This window comes from Pseudomonas sp. NPDC087690, assembly GCF_044743175.1.
Lineage (GTDB): Bacteria > Pseudomonadota > Gammaproteobacteria > Pseudomonadales > Pseudomonadaceae > Aquipseudomonas.
Genome location: NZ_JBIUVX010000043.1, coordinates 1 through 21,203, shown reverse-complemented (window position 1 = coordinate 21,203; position 21,203 = coordinate 1). Strand labels below are relative to the sequence as shown.

Here is a 21,203-nt window from a genome sequence, read left to right as displayed (position 1 = left end):
GGCCAGGATCCTTATTGCCACGGGGTGCGATCAAGTTCACTCAGGCGTCGGCTCAAGTCAGTGCGCACTTCACGGATCTGGCGCTCGTCCTGAGAGTCGAGGGCGATCTGGAATTGCTTGGCCCAATCGCCCATCAGATCACGCAGATCGCCCAGGCTTTCCTGATAGAGGCGCTCCAGACGTGCAGTCAGTAGCGTGTTGACCTGTTGCTCGCGCGGATGAATCTTCAGCTGTGCCAGGTTCTGCAGGCGTTGCTGGATTTCCTCGGGAGACAGCACGCCCGGGTTGTTCTCGATGACCAGCGAATGCTGTTGCCCAGTCAGGGGGATTTTCACCTGGGCTTCGAGCAGACCGTTGTTGTCGTAGGTGAAGCGCACGTCGAGGGCTACTTCGCCGGCCTTGCGTTTCGGCACCTTGATGTCCAGTTCGCCGAGCGCCACGTTGTCTTTGACCAGACGGCTTTCGCCCTGAAAGATGCGCACGACTACCTGTTCCTGATTGTCGTGCAGGGTGTACACGGTTTTCACCCGACTGACCGGCACGATGCTGTTGCGCTCGATGATCGGCAGGTAGTGGCCGCTCTCATAGTTGCGACCGACCTGCGTCGAAGTCTCGATGCCCAGCGTGTAGGAGCAGACATCGGTCAGCACCACTTCTTCCAGCGCGGCGGCGCGGGCCTTGAGTGCCGCTTGAATGGCCGCGCCTTGTGCCACGACCTGATCCGGGTCGAGGGTGATCGACGGGAACCTGCCGAACAGCCCGGCAGCGAGTTTGCGCACCAGCGGCATGCGCGTGGTGCCGCCGACCAACAGAATTTCGTCGAGGTCGCTGACACGGATGCGCGCATCGCGCAGCGCCCGCTCAATCGGCGCGCGCAGGCGCTCGAGCAGCGGCATGTACAGCGTCGCCAACTGTTGCTGGGTGATGGTTTGCGTCCACTGCCGCTCACCGAGTTGCAAGCGGAATTCGGCGCTGTCGTCCTGGCCCAGCGCCTTGCGCACGCGCTCGGCCTCGCGACGCAGCGGCTGGATGACGCTGCTGCGCTCAGGGAAGTCTGCGGCCGAACGCTGCTGGCTGATGAAGTGCTCAAGCAGCACGGTGTCGAAGTCTTCGCCGCCGAGGAAGTTGTCGCCGGCGCTGGCGCGCACTTCCATGACCCCTTCGAACAGCTCCAGAATCGACACGTCGAACGTGCCGCCACCGAGGTCGAAAACAAGGAACGACGTTTCCTTGTCCCGCTGATGCAGCCCATAGGCGAGGGCGGCGGCAGTCGGTTCGTTGATCAACTTCTCGACCTTCAGCCCGGCTAGCTCGCCAGCGATCCGCGTGGCCTTGCGCTGGGCGTCGCTGAAGTAGGCCGGAACACTGATCACCGCTTCGGTGACGGTTTCGCCAAACGCGCGCTCGACGTCTTCTTTCAGGCTTTTGAGCACCAGCGCGGACAGCTCTTCCGGGCGAAACGCTTTGTCGGCGAGATAAACTTCCGTGGCGCTGCCCATGTGGCGCTTGAACAATGACGCGGTCAGACGCGGATGGGTGTGCAGACGCTCACGCGCGGCTTGGCCGACCAGAATCCGGCCCTGATCATCCAGGCCGACAACGCTCGGTGTCAGGAACTGACCCAGGGCATTGGGCACCAACTCGGTGGCATCACCACGCCAGACGGCGACCAGGCTGTTGGTGGTTCCCAGGTCAATCCCTACGATCATTGCAACGAACTCCCTTTGCGCTTGGTAAAAAAATGAAACATTTATGGGCGCGCAGAATATTACCGAGGGTGTGATGCGGTAAAGCGGGATGATGGCTCTGAGCCATTATTTGCGACGGACAGCCCGATACAGAGCTGTTCGGGAGAATAGTGCGAGGCGCGGCCTTGATGACTTTGCCCCGCTTGGCTTTACGGCATGACCGGCGGCGTATACGCCAATGTCGTCCCCAGCGCCCATAGCAACAGCAGCACCAGCGGCGTGTGCACCAGCAACTGTACGAACGAGAATCCGATCAGGTCCCGCGCCTTCAGCCCAAGTACGCCGAGCAGCGGCAGCATGTAGAACGGGTTGATCAGGTTCGGTAGCGCTTCCGCCGCGTTGTAGATCTGTACGGCCCAGCCGAGGTGATATTGCAGATCATTGGCGACCTGCATCACGTACGGCGCTTCGATGATCCACTTGCCACCGCCGGACGGAATGAAGAAACCGAGAATCGCCGAGTACACGCCCATCAACAGTGCGTAGGTGTCGTGCGAGGCGATGCTGACGAAGAAGGTTGAGATGTGATGCGCCAGGGTTTGCGCGTCAGTGCCTTTGACCGTGGTCATCAGGGCGGCAATCGAGCCGTACAGCGGGAATTGAATCAGTACGCCGGTGGTGGTCGGCACCGCGCGGGCCACGGCATCGAGGAAACTGCGCGGGCGCCAGTGCAGCAATGCGCCGAGCATGATGAACAGGAAGTTGTAGGTATTGAGGCCGGAAATCGCGGTGATCGCCGGTTTGGTCGAAAACTCATGGAACAGCCATCCCGCCGCCAGCAGCACCAGCACGATGATCAGCAGTGGACTGTGTTCCAGCCATTCACCCGGACGGGTGCGCGGTTGCAGCGGTGGCAGGTTGAAGGCCGGGTCGATGCCGCAGGCCTTGGCATCGCGCGCCGAGTTCGGCCCGGGGGCGGTGGCGTAGGCGATGATGATCGAGATCACGATCAGCGCCAGCAGCATCACGCCCGACTGCCAGAGGAAAATCGTTTCGGTGAACGGAATCACTCCGGTGATCGACAGGATCGACGGTGGCAGACTGGCCGGGTTGGCCTGTAACTGCGCAGCCGACGACGACAGACCCAGCGCCCACACCGCGCCAAGGCCCAGATAGGCAGCGGCACCGGCGGCGCGGTAGTCCATTTTCAGGTCGGTGCGGCGGGCGAGGGCGCGCACCAGCAACCCGCCGAACACCAGCGACAGGCCCCAGTTGAGCAACGAGGCGACCATCGAGATCAGCGCCACCCAGGCCACGGCGGAGCGGCCGTTTTTCGGAATGCGTGCCAGGCGGTCGATCAACTTCACGGCGGGCGGAGAACTGGCGACCACGTAGCCACCGATCACCACGAAGGCCATTTGCATAGTGAACGGAATCAGACTCCAGAAGCCGTCACCGAACGCCATGGCGGCATCGGTGGGCTTGGCGCCCATGGCCAGTGTGGCGACGGCCACGATGATCACGGCCAGCGCGGCGAACACCCAGGAATCGGGGAACCAGCGTTCGGCGAAACTTGAACAGCGCAGGGCAAAGCGTGCGGAGCGGCTATCTTCGATATCAACGGCCACAGGGAGTACCTCGGATTTTTATGGTTATTGTGGTCTTGCGGACGAAACACATATCCCTTGTAGGAGTGAGCCTGCTCGCGATGGCGTCGAGTCAGTCGATACACCTGTTGAATGTAAAAACGCTATCGCGAGCAGGCTCACTCCTACAGGGTTTTGACTGTGGGATTCGCCAAGTCTCAACAGTAATTCAACTGCCGGTGCTTTGTGAGCAGCTTTTGCAAAACCGGGACTATGGTCTAACGGGTTGTCCATCCGCCCATTTGCGTAGACCATGGGCGCCTTGGTTTTTTGCCTGATTCAGAGTTCTTTGCCATGACTGCCCAAACCGCGGCCAAACCCGCGCCGTTCAGCCGTTCCGACTACAAGACCCTCGGCCTTGCGGCCCTTGGCGGTGCGCTGGAAATTTACGATTTCATCATCTTCGTGTTCTTCGCCCTGACCCTCAGCCAATTGTTTTTCCCCCCGGAAATGCCCGAGTGGCTGCGTTTGCTGCAAAGTTTCGGGATTTTTGTCACCGGTTATCTGGCGCGGCCGTTGGGCGGGATTCTGATGGCGCATTTCGCCGACAAACTCGGGCGCAAGAAAGTCTTCAGCCTGAGCATCCTGATGATGGCGCTGCCGTGCCTGCTGATCGGGATCATGCCGACCTACGCGCAGATCGGTTACTTCGCACCGCTGTTGCTGCTGGCGTTGCGCATCCTTCAAGGTGCGGCGGTAGGCGGTGAAGTGCCGAGTGCCTGGGTGTTCGTCGCCGAGCACGCGCCGACCGGCCATCGCGGTTACGCCCTGGGCTTTTTGCAGGCCGGCCTGACTTTCGGTTATCTGATCGGCGCATTGACCGCGACCTTTCTCGCGCAAGTGTTCACCCCGGCGGAAATTCTCGATTACGCCTGGCGTTACCCGTTCCTGCTCGGTGGCGTGTTCGGCGTGATTGGCGTTTACCTGCGCCGCTGGCTGAGCGAAACCCCGGTGTTCATGGCCATGGAAGCGCAGCGCGAGGCGCGGGTTGAACTGCCGCTGCGCACGGTGCTGCGCGAGCATCGACTGGCGATGCTGCCGGCAATGTTGCTGACCTGCGTGCTGACTTCGGCGGTGGTGGTGTTCGTCGTCATCACCCCGACCATGATGCAGAAAACCTTCGGCATGACCGCCAGCCACACCTTCGCCCTCAGTGCATTGGGCATCGTGTTTCTCAATATCGGCTGCGTGATCGCCGGGTTGCTGGTCGATCGTCTTGGCGCCTGGCGCACGGTCATGCTCTACAGCCTGTTGCTGCCACTGGGCATCGGCGTGCTGTATGGCTGCCTGATCATGGGCGGTAGCTGGGTAGGCTTGGCATACGCGGTGGCCGGTCTGGCTTGCGGTGTTGTCGGCGCGGTGCCGTCGGTGATGGTCGGGTTGTTCCCGGCACGTATTCGCGTGTCAGGCATTTCCTTTACCTACAACATTGCCTACGCCATTTGGGCCAGTATCACACCGCTATTGCTGATCGGTCTGATGCCGTGGAGCCCATGGATCTGCGTGATGTTCTGCGCGGTGATGGGCGTGGTGGGTCTCCTGACGGCGGCGTATTTCGGCTCGCGAATGCCACGCACGGGACCGTGTCAGGTGGCGGGAACTGCCTGACGCGGTGGCGCGGCACTATTTTTGACCGACGAGTCGCAAACGCTCTTCAGAAAAGATTTTCAAGGCCGATGGTTAGGCTGCATCCCGCTTTCTATCCTGCCCATCGGTACTTTCCCATGTTCAACAAACGCTTGAAGCAAGAGCTGGCCGCTCTTCGTGAAGAACTCTCCAGCCTCGTGCAGGTAAAGGAAAGCCTGGAAAGCGAGATGCTGGTGCTGAACCTTGAGCCCGACGGGCGCATTCAGTCGGTCAATCAGAACTTCCTCACCGAGATGCTTTACAAGAGTCAGGACCTGATCGGTCGGGCGATTGAAGACATCGTCCCGGCGCATGTGAAGACTGACGAATTCCACCAGCGCTTCAAAAACGCCATGACCCGCGGCGAGCATTTCGCCGGTGCCGTGCGCCTGCTGCGTGGCAATGGTGAAGAAGCGTGGCTGCGTTCGATCGTGCAACCGGTGCGTTCTTCGGACGGGCGGATCAAGCATATTTCGCTGTTCGCCAGCGACCTGACCCGCACGATCGAAGCCTCCCGTGAACACGAAAACCTCATCGGTGCACTGGTGCGTTCGACTGCGGTGATCGAGTTCGACCTCAACGGCAATGTGCTGAACGCCAACGATCGCTTCCTCAGCGGCATGGGTTACAACCTGGCGCAGATCAAGGGCAAACATCACCGCCTGTTCTGCACCCCGGAGGAATACAACAGCGCCGAGTACCAGAACTTCTGGCGCCGTTTGAACAACGGCGAATTCGTGGCTGATCGCTTCAAACGTGTCGACAGCCACGGTCGTACGGTGTGGCTGGAGGCGTCCTACAACCCGGTGGTCGATGCTAACGAGAAACTGTACAAAGTGGTGAAGTTCGCCACCGTGATCACTGATCAGGTCAACCGCGAACAAGCGGTAGCCGACGCGGCGAGCATTGCCTACAGCACCTCGCAGCAAACCGACAGCACCGCCCAGCGCGGTACCACGGTGGTGACTGAAGCGGTCAACGTAATGCGTGATCTGTCGCGGCACATGCAGGCTGCCGGTGAGGGTATCGAGGCACTGAACGAGCAGTCGCAGGTGATCGGTACCATCGTCAAAACCATCAGCGGCATTGCCGAACAGACCAACCTGCTGGCGCTCAATGCTGCCATTGAGGCGGCGCGCGCCGGTGAGCAGGGCCGTGGTTTTGCGGTGGTGGCCGACGAAGTGCGGCAACTGGCCTCGCGCACCAGCCAGGCGACCGAAGAGATCGTCACCGTGGTGCGACAGAACCAGGAAATGGCGCGCAATGCCGTGGCGCTGATGACCGACGGCAAGCTTCAGGCTGAACAAGGGCTGGCGCTGGCAGCAGAGGCGGGCACGGTGATTGTCGAGATTCAGGACGGTGCGCAGAAGGTTGTGAATGCCGTAGGCCAGTTCGCCAACCAACTCTCCCACTGACCTGCACCCAACCTCTGTAGGAGCTGTCGAGTGAAACGAGGCTGCGATCTTTTGATCTTGATTCAGAGGATCAACATCAAGATCAAAAGATCGCAGCGTGCCGCAGCTCCTACAGAGTTTTCACCTGCCTGTATTTCGATGCTGGCGCTACAATCGGCTCCTTTTCCCCCGGAGCATACCCCATGAGCGATTCCCTCCGCCGCCCGGTGCCCCTGAACAAAGCCTACCGTTTGCTCAACCACGGGCCGACCGTATTGGTCAGCGCCGCTCACGACGGTCAGCGCAACATCATGGCTGCCGCATGGGCCATGCCGCTGGATTTCGAGCCACCGAAAGTCGCGGTCGTCCTCGACAAATCCACCTGGACCCGGCAACTGCTCGAAGCCTCGGGCACTTTCGTACTCAACGTCCCCTGCGTCAATCAGGCCGACATCGTGCAAACCGTCGGCAATACGTCTGGCCTGGAAATCAGCCAAACCCAAGGGCAAGACAAGTTTCAGGCTTACGGCTTGCAGACGTTTTCCGGCGAACAAGTTAAAGCGCCGCTGCTCGAGGGCTGCGTCGCCTGGCTCGAATGCCGTTTGCTGCCGGAGCCGCGCAACCACGAGCAGTACGACCTGTTCCTCGCCGAAGTGATCGCCGCCCACGCCGATGAACGCGTGTTCAGCGACGGACGCTGGCATTTCGAAGGGCATGACGGTTTGCGCACCTTGCACCACGTGGCGGGCGGGCATTTCCTGAAGATTGGTGATGCGGTGGATGGCAAGACGCTAGCGGTCTGAATGACAGCTGATGGCAAAACATTGCGGGATGTTGCAAGGTAGAGGGCATCGTCGAACCCAATCAGGCGCATACCCCCATGGATCTTTCCCTTTCGAGTTATCTGGCGCCGTTGCTGTCGCTGGCCCTGTTATGGACCGTGGCGGTGGTCACGCCCGGCCCGAACTTCTTCAACATCGCGCAACTCGCGGTCAGCCGTTCCCGCCGTCATGGCGTAGTCGCGGCGCTCGGCGTCGCCAGCGGAACCGTGTTGTGGGGGCTGGCGGGTGGCCTGGGCATTCAGTCGCTGTTCAGTGCCGCGCCGACGCTGTACCTGAGCTTCAAGATTGCCGGTGGCTGCTACCTGATCTACCTCGGGCTCAAGCAGTTCAAGCGCAAGGCGCCGATTGTCGCGGGTACGCTGGATGACTCGCAGCAAACGTTGCTCGGCGCTTATGGTCGCGGCTTTCTGGGCAACATGACCAATCCCAAGTCAGCACTGTTCGTCGCCACCATCTTCGCCACCGCCATGCCAGCTCACATCCCGCCGCTGTTGCTGGCGCTGGCGGTGCTGACCATGGCGACGCTGTCGTTCAGTTGGTATTGCTGCGTGGCGCTGTTCTTCGCCAGCCGTCGGATCGCTGGTGTGTACGAGCGTTCGCGGCAATGGCTTGATCGCTTGGCCGGTGGTTGTTATTTGCTGTTTGGGGCGCATCTGGTGGCTAATCGCTGATCGCTAAGTTGCAGTCAAAGGCTGGGTTGCTGCAATTTGTATCAGATTTGCTTCATTGGTTTGATCAGGCTTTCGGCAGGAATTCCAAACAGCTCATGAAGTTTCCATATCATTGGCAAAGTGAGTGCCCGCTTGCCATTCAACACTTCATAGACCCTGTTTGTTCGACCAATAGCCGGAGCGAGATCCGCGGCTGACAGGCCTGACTGTTCCATTCGGAATTTGATGGCATCGATCGGATTGGGCAAATCCAGTGGAAACTGTTTGGCTTCATAGGCCTCAATGAGAGTGATCATGATGTCGAAGTAATCACCTTCAGGGGTACCCGGTTCTGGCTCGTTGTCGAAAAGTGCAGACACGTTTTTGAGCGCCGCACGGTAGTCTTCTTCGTTATGAATCGGACGTATGTTCATGGGTTACTCCATTTCGACGGTATCAGCGTCGATTGCATCGTACTGCTTGTGGGTGCCGACGAATTTTATGTATATGGCGCCGAAGCGGTAGGCCACGGCTACGATCAGGCGAAAGTCATTGCCCTTGATGTTGAACACCACTCTGCGGCTTTTCAGAATGCTCGCAGAAGCAAAATGTGCCTTGATGTCCGAGGGCGTTGACCAGCTTGCTTTCCTCGCTTCATCTATCCACGCCAACAGTGGTTGCTCTGAGTCCGGATACCGTTGCCAAAAATTTTTGAGCTGACTGACAGCGATAATTCTCATGACGCGATCCTAGTCCCGCTATGGGACTGATGCAAGGCTGTTGGCTGTCGGTGGACGTACGGTTCTAATATTTGCGTGTTCATAAATGCCAGCAGATCCCGAAAGTGTTATTTGCTGAACGGCCACTTACTCTATCCGTGGCAGCAAATTTTCGGTGTAGGAAAAGGCGACGGGATGCGAGTGAACACAATCTGTTGGCCACAAAAAAGGCCTACCTCACGGTAAGCCTTTTCTCTTTGCGTCCTAGCCTCAATCCCCCAACGCTTCGCCCTCACGCCGTGGATCCGCACCACCCTCCAACGACGCTTTGCCCTGCGCATCCTTGACCCGCACGATGGCCTGGGTGCCGCTGGTCATGTCGATTTCATTCACCGCATGCCCTTTGTCTTTCAGTGTCTGAATCAGCGCCGGGCTGAACTGACCTTGTTCCAGTTCGGTCGGGCCGTTGCGGCTGCCGAAGTTGGGCAGGCTGATGGCGCTTTGTGGGTCGAGGTTCCAGTCGAGCAGGCCGACGGTGGTTTTGGCGACGTATTCGATGATTTGCGAACCACCCGGTGAGCCGATCGTGGCGACGAATTCGCCGCTGTGGCGATCGAAGATCAGCGTTGGCGCCATCGACGAGCGCGGGCGTTTGCCGGGCTCGACGCGGTTGGCGACTTTCTGGTCGTTCTCTTCGGGGATGAACGAAAAGTCGGTCATCTGGTTGTTCAGCAAAAAGCCCTGCACCATCAGGTGTGAGCCGAACGCGGCTTCGATGGTGGTGGTCATCGACACCGCGCCGCCGAGGTCATCCACCGCGACCACTTGCGAGGTGGAGATGCGCAGCGGCGAGCGGTCCGGCGCGTAGGCCACCTGCACGCCCGGCGGTGTGCCCGGTTTGACGCTGCCCATGCTGCGTTCGCCGATCAGGCTGGCGCGGCTGGCGAGGTAACCCGGATCGACCAGGCCTTTTACCGGCACTGGCACGAAGTCGGTGTCGGCGACGTATTGCGCGCGGTCGGCGTAGGCCAGACGTTCGGCTTCGGCGATCAGATGCACAGCCTCTGGCGCCGGTTCGATGCCCGCCGGTTTGTCGGTTTTCACTGGTTTGAGCGGCGTCAGGGAAAGACGTGGATCGCGCGTTTCCAGTGCCTGCAACGTACCGAGAATCTGCGCCACGGCGATCCCGCCCGACGACGGCGGCGGCATGCCGCAGACCTGCCAGCGCTTGTAATCGGTGCACAGCGGCGCGCGTTCCTTGGCCTGATAGCGCTGCAGATCGTTCAGCGACAGGCTGCCGGGGTTGGCGTGACCCTGCACCTTGGCGACGATTTCTTCGGCGATCGGGCCTTTGTACAACGCATCCGGGCCTTCATTGGCGATGCGTTTGAGCACGGCGGCCAGCGCCGGGTTTTGCAGACGTGTGGCGACGGCTTTGACGCTGCCGTCGGCGTTGAGGAAGTACTTGGCCATGTCGGGTGATTTGCGGATTACCGGATCTGATTCCAGCAGCGAATGCAGGCGCGGAGAAATGGCAAAGCCTTGCTCGGCCAGTTTGATCGCCGGTTCAAACAGCTTCGCCCATGGCAGACGACCGTGTTGTTCGTGTGCCATCTCCAGCGCGCGCAACACGCCCGGTGTACCGACCGAACGACCGCCAATCTGCGCCTGCGGGAACGACATCGGCTGGCCATCAGCACGCAAGAACAGCTTCTCGGTCGCCCCGGCCGGTGCGGTTTCGCGACCGTCATACGTGCGCACCTGTTTGCCGTCCCACAACACGATCATCGCACCGCCGCCGATCCCGGACGACTGCGGCTCAACCAGCGTCAACACCGCTTGCATCGCAATCGCCGCATCAATCGCCGAACCGCCCTGACGCAGCATCTCCCGACCGGCTTCGGCAGCCAATGGATTGGCAGCCGCTGCCATGTGTTTACTGGCGTGACGGGTTTGCAGATCGGTACGGAAACCGGACGCAGCTTCCGGGGCCAGCGGCAAGGTCGAGGAGGGCGGGGCGTTGCAGGCGGTGAGGGTCAGGGCGCTGATGATCAGCGTCAGGGCTGGCAGGCGAAAGCGGCTCAAGGGCAAGGCTGAAAACACGCGGGCTCTCCGTCCGTGGGATAAAAGTCTCAGGGACTTTATCGACCGCTCGGTCGCGACGCAAACCGGTGGGCATTTTTGTCTTTCTTTTCGGGGCGGATGTTCGCTAGGGTCAAGCTCAAATTTATAGAGCACCAGCATCCCCTGTAGGAGTGAGCCTGCTCGCGATAGCGTCATCACATTCAACATCATTGCTGACTGACCCACCGCGATCGCGAGCAGGCTCACTCCTACAGAGGTCAAACCATAAAAATCACAAGAGGCCAAGAATGCACAGCGAGTTCCCCACCGAAGCCAGTTACCGCAATCAACGCGAACAGTTTCTCGCCGCCGCCAATGCCGCCGGCGCCACGCTCACCTCCTACGCACATCCGCGCTGCGGGCCATTCGGCGAACCGCTGAGCACCGACGTCGCCGTGCTCGGCGATCCGCAGGCCAAACGCCGGCTGGTAGCGCTCAGCGGTACGCACGGGGTCGAGGGCTATTACGGCTCGGATTGTCAGATCGATTGGCTGAAAACCTTCGAACCCGGATCGCTGCCCAAGGATGTCGCGGTGGTCATGGTTCACCTGATCAACCCATGGGGCACGGCGTGGTTACGCCGTGTCAACGAAGACAACATCGACCTCAACCGCAATCATCTGGATTTCACCGGGCATCTCCCAGATAACCGCGCTTACGCGGCACTTCATGAAATCTACGCCTGCACCGATTTGCACGGCCCCGAGCGCCAACGCGCGGATGTCTTGCTCGATGCGCAGATCAACGAACACGGCTGGCCGGCAGTGATGTCGATTGTCGAGGGCGGTCAGCACAGCCATCCCGACGGCCTGTTTTACGGCGGCCGCGCGCCGAGCTGGTCGAATCGCACCTTGCAGCAAATCATCGACGCGCATCTGGCTGGCGCTGAAACCGTGATGTGTTTCGATCTGCATACCGGCGCTGGCGAATACGGCCATCCGATGTTGCTGACCATCACCCAGGCGCCTTACCTGGCACTCGCGCAGGCCCAGGCAATTTATGGCCCATGGCTTTACACGCTGCACACCGGCGCCGAGACCTTGAGCGAAACCGGTGTGGCAGCGACGGCTACCGGGTACACCTCCCAAGCGTTGCTCAATGCTTTACCGGACGTGCAGTTGATGCCGTTCGTGATCGAGTGCGGGACGTATCCGGGGCCAGATGTGCATCGGCATTTGCGCGATGACCATTGGCTGCATTTGCATGGCGATCCGCTGGATGCGACGGGGAGGGGGATCAAAGTGAATTTGCTGGAGCAGTTTTATCCGGTTGATCCGGATTGGCGGGCGATGGTGGGGCTGCGGACTCGGCAGATTTGGGCGAAGGGGTTGGCAGCCCTGTCGACAGAGAAACCTGAGTAGGTCAGGCATAGCGTTATGGTGAGGAGGTTTATCCCCTCGACACAAGTTCGGTGATCATCTCGAGGTATAGGTACTTATTGCTTGAACCCAGGCAGTCCATTCGCCGCGCGCCACCGCTTTACTGTTTCGGTGATTTCTTCGGCCGTTAGGGATTTGCTCAGATCTTCCGGCCAGTAAATCAGATCAGATCCCGCCGGGTGTTCTGATAGACGCGCAAACTCCAGTAATAGCGGATCAAGTATTTCATCGGAGCTGGTGTTGGCGGCTAGTACGGATTTTAGAAATTCGACGAAATCAGCTTCTGTGTAGTCAGATATTTTTGTCATGCAATGGTCGGTTTAAATGGGCGGATTGAATTACCGTTTGAATCCGGGTAGCTCATTGGTGGCGCGCCATTTCTTTACGGTTTCGGTGATGCCTTCAGGGGTGCAATCAGCGTCATCCTCCGGCCAATAAATCAGGTCAGTACCGGCGGGGTGCTCGGCGAGTTCACAGAATTTATCCAATAGATCCGCCAACACCATCTCTGGCGTGCCATCCCCATTGGAAGTGAATATTTCCTGCAATAAGCTAATGAATTGCTCTTCGGTGTAATCAGTAATTTTATTTGCCATGAGGTTATTTCCGGTGAATATCTATATGATTTTTTGGCGTGCTGACCCTTAAGTTCTCGATGTCATATACATCACCACCTTCCGATACCCATACAACGTGATGTAGTTCGTAAGTTTTTCTTTTACCCACAGCATCTTGATACCGGGCATGAGGTGCGCTGCCACTGCGCATAAGCGCAATATTCTGCGGTTTAAATTGCTCAGCCAGTTCTGGATCATTCACAACCTCAGTCCAAAACGCCTTTCTGAAGGCATCGAAGCTTGAAAACTCCCGCCCCCTAAGCCTATCCGCAATCCGTGTCGGAATCGGCGCGCCGATCCCCGTTCCCGCCCCAGTAAGCCATATCCCCGACACATCCTCACCAACACCCGTCACCGTACCTGGCGTCAGTCTGGCCGGCCTCGAAAACACCACATACAGCGACTTAAGCCCAGTGTCCGCCGGGAACACCAGAATACAATCCTCGGCAGTAATGTCCTCGCCGGGCAGGCCTTCTATCTGGGTATCAGTGTTCTCGGGAATCGGATGAACAAGGATCGTGTTCAGTTGCTCGCCGTGTTCGGGATAAACCAGCGGCGGCATCGAACCGAGTGGCCCGCGTTGTGGCGTCCACAAAATCGTGATGCCGTTGAGCTTGGCCTCCATCGCAGTCTTGTCGCTGTTCCACTCGACTTTGACAGTGCGCACCGAGTCATCGCCCGAAGCGCCGGAGTGGATGCCGTAAACCTGCATGACTCCTTCAGTATTACGTCGAAACTGGAAGCGCACACGAGTGGGGGCGCGGCTCATGCGGCGCAGTTGTTCGTCGGTGTGCAGCGTGCCGTCACCCATGCGGGTCGGCAGCATCCCGAGGACGAACACGCTGGCCGGCCCAGCAGCGCCGCGAATTGCCCAGTTGAGGCGTTGTTGCAAAATGCCGCCGCCCGCCAAACGCCCCAAGGCCAGATCGGCACCTATTGCCGTCGCGACAGCGGTGCTGGCAGAGGGCAAGAGCATGGCGCCGGCGACCATGATCTTGCCGAAGTTGCTGGCGGGTTCGGGTGCCGTACCGGCGTCCGTTCGGCACCAGTTATCCACCGTGCAGGACTTGGCGAACACCTGATCTTCGCGGCGCTTGGGCGTTGGCCATTCATCCTTTTCGATGTACACCGGCTCCGGCGCTTTGGGTGGAAACCACCCGCCCCATGAAGCGCCGCCGTAGTCGCGCTTCCAGGGCCAATCTTCATCGAAGAGCGATTTGAATCGAGCCATGCCAACTCCCTGTATGGCTTTGAATCGAGCCAGGGAAGCTTGTCGGTCAATGGGGAATTCGGGCAAACCGGTGGGGCAAGTTTCAGGCGCTTGGTTTTACGAAAAATCCAATTCGTACCTGAATCGGACCTGTTTCCTACAGCGCTCTCTCGGCCTGTTGATTGGCGATTGATTCAGCTGAAGCCGGGGTGTTTCGTGCTTGTAGTCTTTCGCTTTGCATGGGGACGGCTGCAGTCCATCAAGGCGCTTTCGAAGGTCCAACAGAGGGTCATTACGCAGATGCTCGACGCCCTGATCGCACAGGCAGCGACCAAAACGAGCGACGAAGAAAAAGAGGTTTGAACGCCAAACCCGTGCCTTGGATCAAGTTCCGCGGCCTGTGGTTACGGCGGGCAGGATTCGAGGTAAACGAGAACGTCAAAGTGCGCGTGATGAAGGGGGCTGGTGATTACTGCGGAATAACAGATTACCGAGACTTTTCTCGAGGCATAAAAAAACGGCCTACCTTTCGGTAAGCCGTTTTTAGTACTTGGTGGCTACACAGGGACTTGAACCCCGGACCCCAGCATTATGAATGCTATGCTCTAACCAACTGAGCTATGTAGCCAAGTGGCGCGCATTATTCCCCTGAAATGGAAAAGCGTCAAGCGTAAATTTAAAATATTTCTTCTTATTTTCAACCGCTTATCCTCCAGCCCGGAAAATCCGGGCCGGGCAGGGCCTCAACGCAGCTGAAATCTTGCCGTATTGGCGCTCAAGGCGTGGCTGCCCTGACTCAGGGTATCCGCCGCAAGATTCACCGCGCGTGCACCTTCGAGCAAACGCACGGCCGCCTGATCGACCTGCTGGATATTGCCGCTGACTTCGTCGGCGGTGCTGGCCTGTTCCTCGACCGCCGTAGCGATCTGGGCGAGCGTGTCAGTGACGCTCTGTACGGCGCTGGCGATTTCGCCCAGGCGTTCACCGAGACCGGTGACCGACTCGGCATCGGTTTGCGCCTGGCCGCAGGCAGCTTCCATCAAACTCACGGCTTCGTTGACCGTAGCGCGCAGGCTGTCGACCGTGCCGGCGATTTGCGCGGTAGACGACTGCGTACGTTGCGACAGGCTGCGCACCTCATCGGCGACCACAGCGAAACCACGTCCTTGTTCACCAGCTCGCGCGGCTTCGATGGCTGCATTGAGCGCGAGCAGATTGGTCTGTTCGGCGACACCGCGAATCGTGTCGACGACCAATTGAATCTGCTGACCTTGCTCGCTGACCCGACCCAACGCCGCAGCGGTCTCGTTCAAGCGTTGATTGAGCTGCTGGATACTCGCCGTGGTGCGTTGGCTGTCACGGCTGCTGTCGGCGGCGATGCGGCGGGTGTGCTGCGCGCTGCCGGAGGCCTGTTCGCAGCTTTGCGCCACGCCTTGCGATGTCGCGGCCAATTGCGTGGCAGCAGCGGCGATCTGGCTGATCTGCAACTGCTGCGCCTCGACTTCGCCGAGGGCGCCGCTGGAATGTTCGTTGAGGCTGCGCACCGCGTTGCTCAACTGCGAGGTCTCGTGATCGACGCCGAGCATGCTGTTGCGTAGTTGCACCACGGCGACGTTGAGCGCAGTGCTGATCGCCGCCAGTTCGTCGCGGCCCACCACCGGCACTTGCAGGCTGAGGTTGCCATCGCGCAGGGCTTCGGCCAGCAAAGTAATTCCGCTGGCGCTGCGGCGGATCGAGGCTTGCAGGCAGACGAACAAATACAACGCCGCGAGCAGCAGGCAACCGAAGATCGCTGCGACGAGGATGAACTGTCGGATTGCTGAGCTGTGGTAGGCGTCGAGGCGCAGATCCAGCGACACCAGCGATTGCTGGCGCAGGGCGGCGAGGTCGGTCAACAGCGCATCGAGGCTGCGTTCGAATTCTTCCGGTTTGAGATTGATAGAGCCGCCGAACACACCGTCATCCAGCACCTTCAGACCGCTGTCGAGGTGTTTGAGGCTATCGTGGTATTGGCTGGCCCAACTCTGCTGATCTTTCGGCAGGCGTGCTTCGAGCAGCGTGGCGGTTTTCACCAGTTGCTCGCGGGCATCGCCGATGCGGCTGCGCAGGTCACGCAACTGCAAACGGCTTTGCAGGGTGAACTGGCCGGAGACGACCGAGGCCTGGCCGACTGCGGCAAGGCGGCCGACCCGTTCGATCAGGTCCGGCGCGTGTTGCGTGGAAATTTGCGTCAGCAAGTAGGTTTCCAGCCACGGCGCGAGAGTCAGGCGGTTGTCCATGACGATCTGCTCGCGCAACGCTTGCAGGGCGCTGAGGGCGTTGGTGAAACGGTCGTAGCCGTCCGGCCACCAACCGACACCGCTGAGGCTTTTCGAGTCCAGGCCGTTGAGCGCGGTTTGCAGCGCTTGATAACGACTGAGGGTTTCGCCTTCGGCACCTTCGTTTTTCAACGCGTTGCCCAAATCTGTGGTGGCTTGCAGAACCGCCGGTTGCACCGCATCGAACGCGGCCATGGCGGCGAGAGTGGCCGGTGTCGGCTGGCGATTGGTTTCGGTGGCGCGCCAGCGGGCAGCGCGGTCACGTTGGGCGGCGAGCAGGTTGTCCAGCGCATCCAGCGCGAGCAACTGGCGCACGCCGGCGCGTTCGCCGGAAATCAGATTGAGCTTGTCGCGATAGTCCTGGCCGATCATCAACAGGCTGCCGGCCAACGGCAGAATGAACAGCAGAAACAACAACTGGAATTTACCTGCGAAGCCAAACCGCCCCAGCAATTTGATCCCCGGTGAAAGGAAAGCCTGCATGCCCCATGACTCCTCTGGACACCACGCACCAATGGCGTGCATCGCGGTCGTGCGACCTGGATGTTGTGCCCTGCTAAAAGGCCTCGAAAGTTCACTCTCGCCCGCTCTGTAGGCCGGCTCTGTAGCGAAACTTCCCATTGTCGGTCGCCTTTGTAAGGCGCCCGCGTTCAAGGGGAGAAGCAAGGCAAGATTCAGACCATGGCGTTGCGCTATCACCTTGTCCAGATAATCCGGGCTTTGTGTAGGAGCTGCCGAAGGCTGCGATCTTTTGATCTTTGTTTTTAAGATCAAGATCAAAAGATCGCAGCCTTCGGCAGCTCTTACAGGGATTGATCTGTGATTCAGTTGGTTGGTTAGTTAGCTGGCTAAGGGGATGGCGCTGGCGCACCGAAAAATGGCACATTGACGCACCTGCCTGCGTGCACCCATCTGCTGTCCGGAAAACTTCCATGGCTATCAGCAACGTTCAGACCGCCGCTGCCTCGGCGCCCGCTGCTCCCCAAAGCAGTCCATTGGTGATGCGTATCATCGGCGCGGTGGCGCTGGCGCATTTGATCAACGATCTGATCCAGTCGGTGCTGCCGTCGATCTACCCGATGCTCAAGGCCAATTACGGCCTGACCTTTACTCAGGTCGGCCTGATCACCTTGACCTTTCAACTGACCGCGTCGCTGCTGCAACCGTGGGTCGGTTATCACACCGACCGGCATCCGAAACCGTGGCTGTTGCCGGCCGGTTCAATCTGCACGCTAATTGGCATCGTGATGATGTCGATGGTCGGCAGTTTTCCGTTGATTCTGCTGGCGGCGGCGCTGATCGGTATCGGTTCCTCGACGTTCCACCCGGAAGCCTCGCGGATTGCGCGACTGGCCTCGGGCGGACGCTTTGGTCTGGCGCAATCGACTTTTCAGGTTGGCGGTAACGCCGGTTCCGCGTTTGGCCCGTTGCTGGCGGCGGCGATCATCATTCCGTTCGGTCAGGGCAATGTGGCGTGGTTCGGTTTGTTCGCGGTGTTTGCGCTGTTCGTGCTGTACCGCATCAGCCGCTGGTACGCCCATCACCTCAATCTGTTCAAGCTCAAGGCCGGTCAGGCAGCGACTCACGGGCTGTCGAAGGGCAGGGTGACCAGTGCGCTGGTGGTGCTGGGGCTGTTGGTGTTTTCCAAGTATTTCTACATGGCCAGCCTGACCAGTTACTTCACCTTCTACCTGATCGAGAAGTTCGACTTGTCGGTGGCCAGTTCGCAACTGCACCTGTTCCTGTTTTTAGGCGCGGTGGCGGCGGGCACATTTTTCGGCGGGCCGATTGGCGACAAGATCGGGCGTAAGGCGGTGATCTGGTTCTCGATCCTCGGCGTGGCACCGTTCACGCTGCTGATGCCTCATGTCGATCTGTTCTGGATCACTGTCCTCAGCGTGGTGATCGGCTTCATTCTCGCTTCGGCGTTCTCGGCGATTGTGGTGTACGCGCAGGAACTGGTGCCGGGCAATGTCGGGATGATCGCCGGAATCTTCTTCGGTCTGATGTTTGGTTTCGGCGGGATTGGCGCGGCGTTGCTGGGGCATCTGGCGGATATTCACGGGATTGAGTACGTGTATTTCCTGTGCTCGTTCCTGCCACTATTTGGCGTACTGGCGATTTTCCTGCCGCGGACCAAAAAAACCTGATTCACACATTTCCCATTTTAGGAGTGAGCCTGCTCGCGATAGCGGTGTGTCAGTTACGGTTGAATTGACTGACACTCCGCTATCGCGAGCAGGCTCACTCCTACAGGGGATTGGTGGCGTGGCGGAAAATATTCCAGGCACAAAAAAGCCGCGTATCAAACGCGGCTTTTTCTTGGGCGTGTCGCTTACACGTTAAAACGGAAGTGCATCACGTCGCCGTCTTTGACGATGTAATCCTTGCCTTCCAGACGCCATTTACCGGCTTCTTTGGTACCGGCTTCGCCCTTGTACTGGATGAAGTCGTTGTAGGCGATCACTTCGGCGCGGATGAAGCCTTTCTCGAAGTCGGTGTGGATCACGCCGGCGGCCTGAGGAGCGGTGGCACCGACTTTGACGGTCCAGGCGCGGACTTCTTCGACACCGGCGGTGAAGTAGGTCTGCAGGTGCAGCATTTCGTAGCCGGCGCGGATCACGCGGTTCAGGCCAGGCTCTTCCAGGCCCAGGGCCTCGAGGAACATGTCCTTCTCTTCGCCGTCATCGAGCTCGGCGATTTCAGCTTCGATCTTGTTGCAGACCGGAACGACCATCGCGCCTTCTTCTTCGGCGATGGCGCGAACCACGTCCAGGTGCGGGTTGTTCTCGAAACCGTCTTCAGCAACGTTGGCGATGTACATGACCGGTTTGGTGGTCAGCAGGTGGAAGCCCTTGATCACCGCTTTTTCGTCAGCGCTCATGTTCTTCATCAGGCTGCGCGCCGGTTTGGCTTCGGTGAAGTGCGCGATCAGTTGCTCCAGCAGAGCCTTCTGAACCACGGCGTCCTTGTCACCACCTTTGGCGTTACGCGCAACTTTCTGCAGTTGCTTCTCGCAGCTGTCGAGGTCGGCGAAGATCAGTTCCAGGTCGATGATTTCGATGTCGCGCTTCGGATCGACGCTGTTGGAAACGTGGATCACGTTTTCGTCTTCGAAGCAGCGCACGACGTGAGCGATCGCGTCGGTTTCGCGGATGTTGGCGAGGAACTTGTTGCCCAGGCCTTCACCTTTCGAGGCGCCGGCTACCAGGCCAGCGATGTCGACGAATTCCATGGTGGTCGGCAGGATGCGCTTCGGATTGACGATGGCCGCCAGGGCTTCCAGACGCGGATCCGGCATCGGCACGATGCCGCTGTTCGGCTCGATGGTGCAGAAGGGGAAGTTTTCGGCCGCGATACCGGATTTGGTCAGGGCGTTGAACAGGGTGGACTTGCCGACGTTAGGCAGACCGACGATGCCGCAATTGAATCCCATGGTGTTTCCCCTCGGAGTAGAGTCAGGCCTTCTGGCTGTGCAGGTTTTTCATCGCGCGGTTCCATTCACCGGCGAGGATTTCCGGCAGCTCGCCGAGCGCAAACACGATGCTGGCATCGAGTTTTTCCTGTTCGGCGCGTGGCGCACGACCCAGGACGAAATTTGAAACCATACTGGCAACGCCCGGGTGGCCAATGCCAAGCCGCAGGCGGTAGAACGTATTCTGATTGCCCAGTTGCGCAATGATGTCGCGCAACCCGTTGTGACCGCCATGGCCGCCGCCCTGCTTGAGCTTGGCAACGCCCGGAGGCAAGTCGAGTTCGTCGTGCGCCACGAGGATTTCTTCAGGCTTGATGCGGAAGAAACCGGCGAGTGCCGCCACGGCCTGGCCGCTGCGGTTCATGTAGGTGGTGGGAATCAGCAGACGAACATCCTGACCCTGGTGCGAATAGCGCCCGGTCAGGCCGAAATATTTGCGATCGGCCACAAGATTCACATTCTGTGCGTGGGCGATGCGCTCAACAAAAAGGGCCCCTGCGTTATGCCGGGTCTGGTCGTATTCGGCGCCTGGATTTCCCAGGCCAACGATCAGTTTGATGGCAGTCACGATAGGGGCCCTTCCTTTGAGTGGTGAGTAACATCGCCGCGATCAGGCAAAGCGGCGAAAGTGGACGAAAAATGCTCATTTACCATGGATGTAAACTCCGCGTTCTCGCCCGCTTTCTCGCTACGTTCCAGTCCGCGATGTTACTTGCTCACTCAGGCATGACAGAGTGAATTACTCTGCTGCGCCTTCTTCAGCTTCTGGAGCAACGCGTGGAGCGTGTACGTTTGCAACAGCTTTGTCGTCACCGTGAGCCAGTGCAACGAACTCAACGCCTTTAGGGGCTTTGAGGTCGGACAGGTGAACGATTGCGCCGATTTCCAGAGCCGACAGGTCGACTTCGATGAACTCAGGCAGATCTTTCGGCAGGCAAGTTACTTCGATTTCGTTCAGGACGTGCGAGATCTCGCCGCCTTTCTTGATCGGAGCTTCTTCACCGACAAAGTGCACAGGCACGATAGCGGTCAGTTTCTGGCCGGCTACGACGCGTACGAAGTCAGCGTGCAGAACGTGACCCTTGGACGGGTGACGTTGCAGAGCTTTGATGATGACGTTCTGCTTTTTGCCGCCAACGTTCAGTTCGATAACGTGGCTGTAGGCAGCATCGTTTTCGAGCAGTTTGGCAACTTCTTTGGCCAGCATGCTGATGGATTCAGGGGCTTTTTCGCCACCGTAAACAACAGCTGGAACCAGAGCGGCGAGACGACGCAGGCGGCGGCTCGCACCTTTCCCCAGGTCGGAACGCACTTCAGCATTCAGAGTAAAATCGTTCATTTTGTATCTCCAAAATAGCCATGACCGGAGTGGCGTTTGCGACCAGCGCCAAACACGGTATGGGCAAAAAAGCCCCGCCCCGGCAGGAATGCCGGGGCGGGGCGCTTTTCGTCAACGAGACATTTCGAGAAGGGCAGGGCCCTTAACGGAACATCGCGCTGAAAGAATCTTAAATG

At 59.2% G+C, this 21,203-nt stretch carries 20 protein-coding genes, 1 tRNA gene and 1 pseudogene; 8 read left to right on the top strand and 14 right to left on the bottom strand.

The features are described 5' to 3' along the window. Positions 1 to 11 precede the first annotated feature (11 nt). Together ACIPIZ_RS25525 and ACIPIZ_RS25520 are read right to left on the bottom strand one after the other, a co-directional pair. The gene (locus ACIPIZ_RS25525) at positions 12 to 1,709 is read right to left on the bottom strand and encodes a molecular chaperone HscC (protein WP_064387661.1); all 1,698 of its coding nucleotides are present in this window, start codon (positions 1,707 to 1,709) and stop codon (positions 12 to 14) included. Positions 1,710 to 1,897: 188 nt separating this feature from the next. Continuing rightward, positions 1,898 to 3,316, bottom strand: coding sequence for a short-chain fatty acid transporter (locus ACIPIZ_RS25520; protein ID WP_105708761.1), 1,419 nt, complete (start codon positions 3,314 to 3,316; stop codon positions 1,898 to 1,900). Positions 3,317 to 3,628: 312 nt separating this feature from the next. Here ACIPIZ_RS25520 and ACIPIZ_RS25515 point away from each other — a divergent pair, with 312 nt between their 5' ends. The 5 genes and pseudogenes from ACIPIZ_RS25515 (at position 3,629) to ACIPIZ_RS25495 (ending at position 7,867) form a co-directional block, all read left to right on the top strand. Further along, the gene (locus tag ACIPIZ_RS25515; protein ID WP_105708762.1) at positions 3,629 to 4,942 is read left to right on the top strand and encodes an MFS transporter; all 1,314 of its coding nucleotides are present in this window, start codon (positions 3,629 to 3,631) and stop codon (positions 4,940 to 4,942) included. After that, a pseudogene (locus ACIPIZ_RS25510) lies at positions 4,828 to 5,835 on the top strand (PAS domain-containing protein); the annotation flags it as partial. The gene ACIPIZ_RS25515 and the pseudogene ACIPIZ_RS25510, both read left to right, overlap by 115 nt. After that, positions 5,815 to 6,375, top strand: a complete 561-nt coding sequence (locus ACIPIZ_RS25505) for a methyl-accepting chemotaxis protein (RefSeq protein WP_371748318.1) — start codon at positions 5,815 to 5,817, stop codon at positions 6,373 to 6,375. The pseudogene ACIPIZ_RS25510 and the gene ACIPIZ_RS25505, both read left to right, overlap by 21 nt. 182 nt (positions 6,376 to 6,557) lie before the next feature. Next, positions 6,558 to 7,157, top strand: coding sequence for a flavin reductase family protein (locus tag ACIPIZ_RS25500; RefSeq protein ID WP_401168118.1), 600 nt, complete (start codon positions 6,558 to 6,560; stop codon positions 7,155 to 7,157). 77 nt (positions 7,158 to 7,234) lie between these two features. After that, entirely contained in the window at positions 7,235 to 7,867 is a 633-nt protein-coding gene (locus ACIPIZ_RS25495; protein ID WP_105708765.1) for a LysE family translocator, read from the top strand. A 41-nt stretch (positions 7,868 to 7,908) separates the two neighbouring features. On the opposite strand, the gene ACIPIZ_RS25490 is transcribed toward ACIPIZ_RS25495, so the two are convergent. The 3 genes from ACIPIZ_RS25490 to ggt all read right to left on the bottom strand — a co-directional run bounded on the left by ACIPIZ_RS25490 (position 7,909) and on the right by ggt (position 10,668). Then, a complete protein-coding gene (locus tag ACIPIZ_RS25490) occupies positions 7,909 to 8,280 on the bottom strand; it encodes a type II toxin-antitoxin system HigA family antitoxin (RefSeq protein WP_064387655.1) in 372 nt (123 codons plus the stop codon). 3 nt (positions 8,281 to 8,283) lie between these two features. Further along, on the bottom strand, positions 8,284 to 8,586 hold the full coding sequence (locus ACIPIZ_RS25485; protein ID WP_150647984.1) for a type II toxin-antitoxin system HigB family toxin: 303 nt from the start codon (positions 8,584 to 8,586) through the stop codon (positions 8,284 to 8,286). Positions 8,587 to 8,835: 249 nt separating this feature from the next. Further along, positions 8,836 to 10,668 (bottom strand): gamma-glutamyltransferase, encoded by a 1,833-nt coding sequence (gene ggt / locus ACIPIZ_RS25480; protein ID WP_401168113.1) that lies wholly within the window; start codon positions 10,666 to 10,668, stop codon positions 8,836 to 8,838. A 269-nt stretch (positions 10,669 to 10,937) separates the two neighbouring features. Here ggt and ACIPIZ_RS25475 point away from each other — a divergent pair, with 269 nt between their 5' ends. Next, entirely contained in the window at positions 10,938 to 12,050 is a 1,113-nt protein-coding gene (locus ACIPIZ_RS25475; RefSeq protein WP_401168110.1) for a DUF2817 domain-containing protein, read from the top strand. 74 nt (positions 12,051 to 12,124) lie between these two features. On the opposite strand, the gene ACIPIZ_RS25470 is transcribed toward ACIPIZ_RS25475, so the two are convergent. From ACIPIZ_RS25470 to ACIPIZ_RS25460, 3 genes are read right to left on the bottom strand one after another with little or no spacing between them, the layout of a single operon-like run. Beyond that, entirely contained in the window at positions 12,125 to 12,376 is a 252-nt protein-coding gene (locus tag ACIPIZ_RS25470) for a bacteriocin immunity protein (RefSeq protein ID WP_401168107.1), read from the bottom strand. Between the two features lie 30 nt (positions 12,377 to 12,406). After that, entirely contained in the window at positions 12,407 to 12,664 is a 258-nt protein-coding gene (locus ACIPIZ_RS25465) for a bacteriocin immunity protein (RefSeq protein WP_150647981.1), read from the bottom strand. 4 nt (positions 12,665 to 12,668) lie between these two features. After that, entirely contained in the window at positions 12,669 to 13,916 is a 1,248-nt protein-coding gene (locus ACIPIZ_RS25460; protein WP_150647980.1) for an S-type pyocin domain-containing protein, read from the bottom strand. Between the two features lie 218 nt (positions 13,917 to 14,134). On the opposite strand from ACIPIZ_RS25460, the gene ACIPIZ_RS25455 reads away from it, so the two are divergent. Beyond that, positions 14,135 to 14,431 carry a SymE family type I addiction module toxin gene (locus ACIPIZ_RS25455; protein ID WP_082355398.1) on the top strand — a complete coding sequence of 99 codons (297 nt, stop codon included), beginning with the start codon at positions 14,135 to 14,137 and terminating at the stop codon, positions 14,429 to 14,431. Positions 14,432 to 14,446: 15 nt separating this feature from the next. On the opposite strand, the gene ACIPIZ_RS25450 is transcribed toward ACIPIZ_RS25455, so the two are convergent. Continuing rightward, a tRNA-Met gene (locus ACIPIZ_RS25450) sits at positions 14,447 to 14,523 on the bottom strand. A gap of 115 nt (positions 14,524 to 14,638) precedes the next feature. Then, positions 14,639 to 16,696 (bottom strand): methyl-accepting chemotaxis protein, encoded by a 2,058-nt coding sequence (locus tag ACIPIZ_RS25445; RefSeq protein ID WP_401168103.1) that lies wholly within the window; start codon positions 16,694 to 16,696, stop codon positions 14,639 to 14,641. Positions 16,697 to 17,145: 449 nt separating this feature from the next. On the opposite strand from ACIPIZ_RS25445, the gene ACIPIZ_RS25440 reads away from it, so the two are divergent. Next, on the top strand, positions 17,146 to 18,363 hold the full coding sequence (locus ACIPIZ_RS25440) for an MFS transporter (RefSeq protein ID WP_401168101.1): 1,218 nt from the start codon (positions 17,146 to 17,148) through the stop codon (positions 18,361 to 18,363). A gap of 185 nt (positions 18,364 to 18,548) precedes the next feature. On the opposite strand, the gene ychF is transcribed toward ACIPIZ_RS25440, so the two are convergent. The 4 genes from ychF to ACIPIZ_RS25420 form a co-directional block, all read right to left on the bottom strand. Further along, positions 18,549 to 19,649 (bottom strand): redox-regulated ATPase YchF, encoded by a 1,101-nt coding sequence (gene ychF, locus ACIPIZ_RS25435; protein WP_007912904.1) that lies wholly within the window; start codon positions 19,647 to 19,649, stop codon positions 18,549 to 18,551. 22 nt (positions 19,650 to 19,671) lie between these two features. Further along, positions 19,672 to 20,256 (bottom strand): aminoacyl-tRNA hydrolase, encoded by a 585-nt coding sequence (gene pth, locus ACIPIZ_RS25430; RefSeq protein ID WP_401168097.1) that lies wholly within the window; start codon positions 20,254 to 20,256, stop codon positions 19,672 to 19,674. A gap of 171 nt (positions 20,257 to 20,427) precedes the next feature. Then, a complete protein-coding gene (locus tag ACIPIZ_RS25425; RefSeq protein ID WP_064387646.1) occupies positions 20,428 to 21,027 on the bottom strand; it encodes a 50S ribosomal protein L25/general stress protein Ctc in 600 nt (199 codons plus the stop codon). Continuing rightward, positions 21,024 to 21,203: hypothetical protein (locus tag ACIPIZ_RS25420; RefSeq protein WP_401168094.1), on the bottom strand; the 180-nt coding region annotated here is incomplete at its 5' end. The genes ACIPIZ_RS25425 and ACIPIZ_RS25420, both read right to left, overlap by 4 nt.

Bases quoted from the DNA above. Each gene is read 5' to 3' on its own strand.
- ACIPIZ_RS25525 (WP_064387661.1), bottom strand. From the start codon at position 1,709: ATGATCGTAGGGATTGACCTGGGAACCACCAACAGCCTGGTCGCCGTC.
- ACIPIZ_RS25515 (WP_105708762.1), top strand. From the start codon at position 3,629: ATGACTGCCCAAACCGCGGCCAAACCCGCGCCGTTCAGCCGTTCCGAC.
- ACIPIZ_RS25500 (WP_401168118.1), top strand. From the start codon at position 6,558: ATGAGCGATTCCCTCCGCCGCCCGGTGCCCCTGAACAAAGCCTACCGT.
- ACIPIZ_RS25495 (WP_105708765.1), top strand. From the start codon at position 7,235: ATGGATCTTTCCCTTTCGAGTTATCTGGCGCCGTTGCTGTCGCTGGCC.
- ACIPIZ_RS25490 (WP_064387655.1), bottom strand. From the start codon at position 8,280: ATGAACATACGTCCGATTCATAACGAAGAAGACTACCGTGCGGCGCTC.
- ACIPIZ_RS25485 (WP_150647984.1), bottom strand. From the start codon at position 8,586: ATGAGAATTATCGCTGTCAGTCAGCTCAAAAATTTTTGGCAACGGTAT.
- ACIPIZ_RS25475 (WP_401168110.1), top strand. From the start codon at position 10,938: ATGCACAGCGAGTTCCCCACCGAAGCCAGTTACCGCAATCAACGCGAA.
- ACIPIZ_RS25470 (WP_401168107.1), bottom strand. From the start codon at position 12,376: ATGACAAAAATATCTGACTACACAGAAGCTGATTTCGTCGAATTTCTA.
- ACIPIZ_RS25465 (WP_150647981.1), bottom strand. From the start codon at position 12,664: ATGGCAAATAAAATTACTGATTACACCGAAGAGCAATTCATTAGCTTA.
- ACIPIZ_RS25460 (WP_150647980.1), bottom strand. From the start codon at position 13,916: ATGGCTCGATTCAAATCGCTCTTCGATGAAGATTGGCCCTGGAAGCGC.
- ACIPIZ_RS25455 (WP_082355398.1), top strand. From the start codon at position 14,135: ATGGGGACGGCTGCAGTCCATCAAGGCGCTTTCGAAGGTCCAACAGAG.
- ACIPIZ_RS25445 (WP_401168103.1), bottom strand. From the start codon at position 16,696: ATGCAGGCTTTCCTTTCACCGGGGATCAAATTGCTGGGGCGGTTTGGC.
- ACIPIZ_RS25440 (WP_401168101.1), top strand. From the start codon at position 17,146: ATGGCTATCAGCAACGTTCAGACCGCCGCTGCCTCGGCGCCCGCTGCT.
- ychF (WP_007912904.1), bottom strand. From the start codon at position 19,649: ATGGGATTCAATTGCGGCATCGTCGGTCTGCCTAACGTCGGCAAGTCC.
- ACIPIZ_RS25425 (WP_064387646.1), bottom strand. From the start codon at position 21,027: ATGAACGATTTTACTCTGAATGCTGAAGTGCGTTCCGACCTGGGGAAA.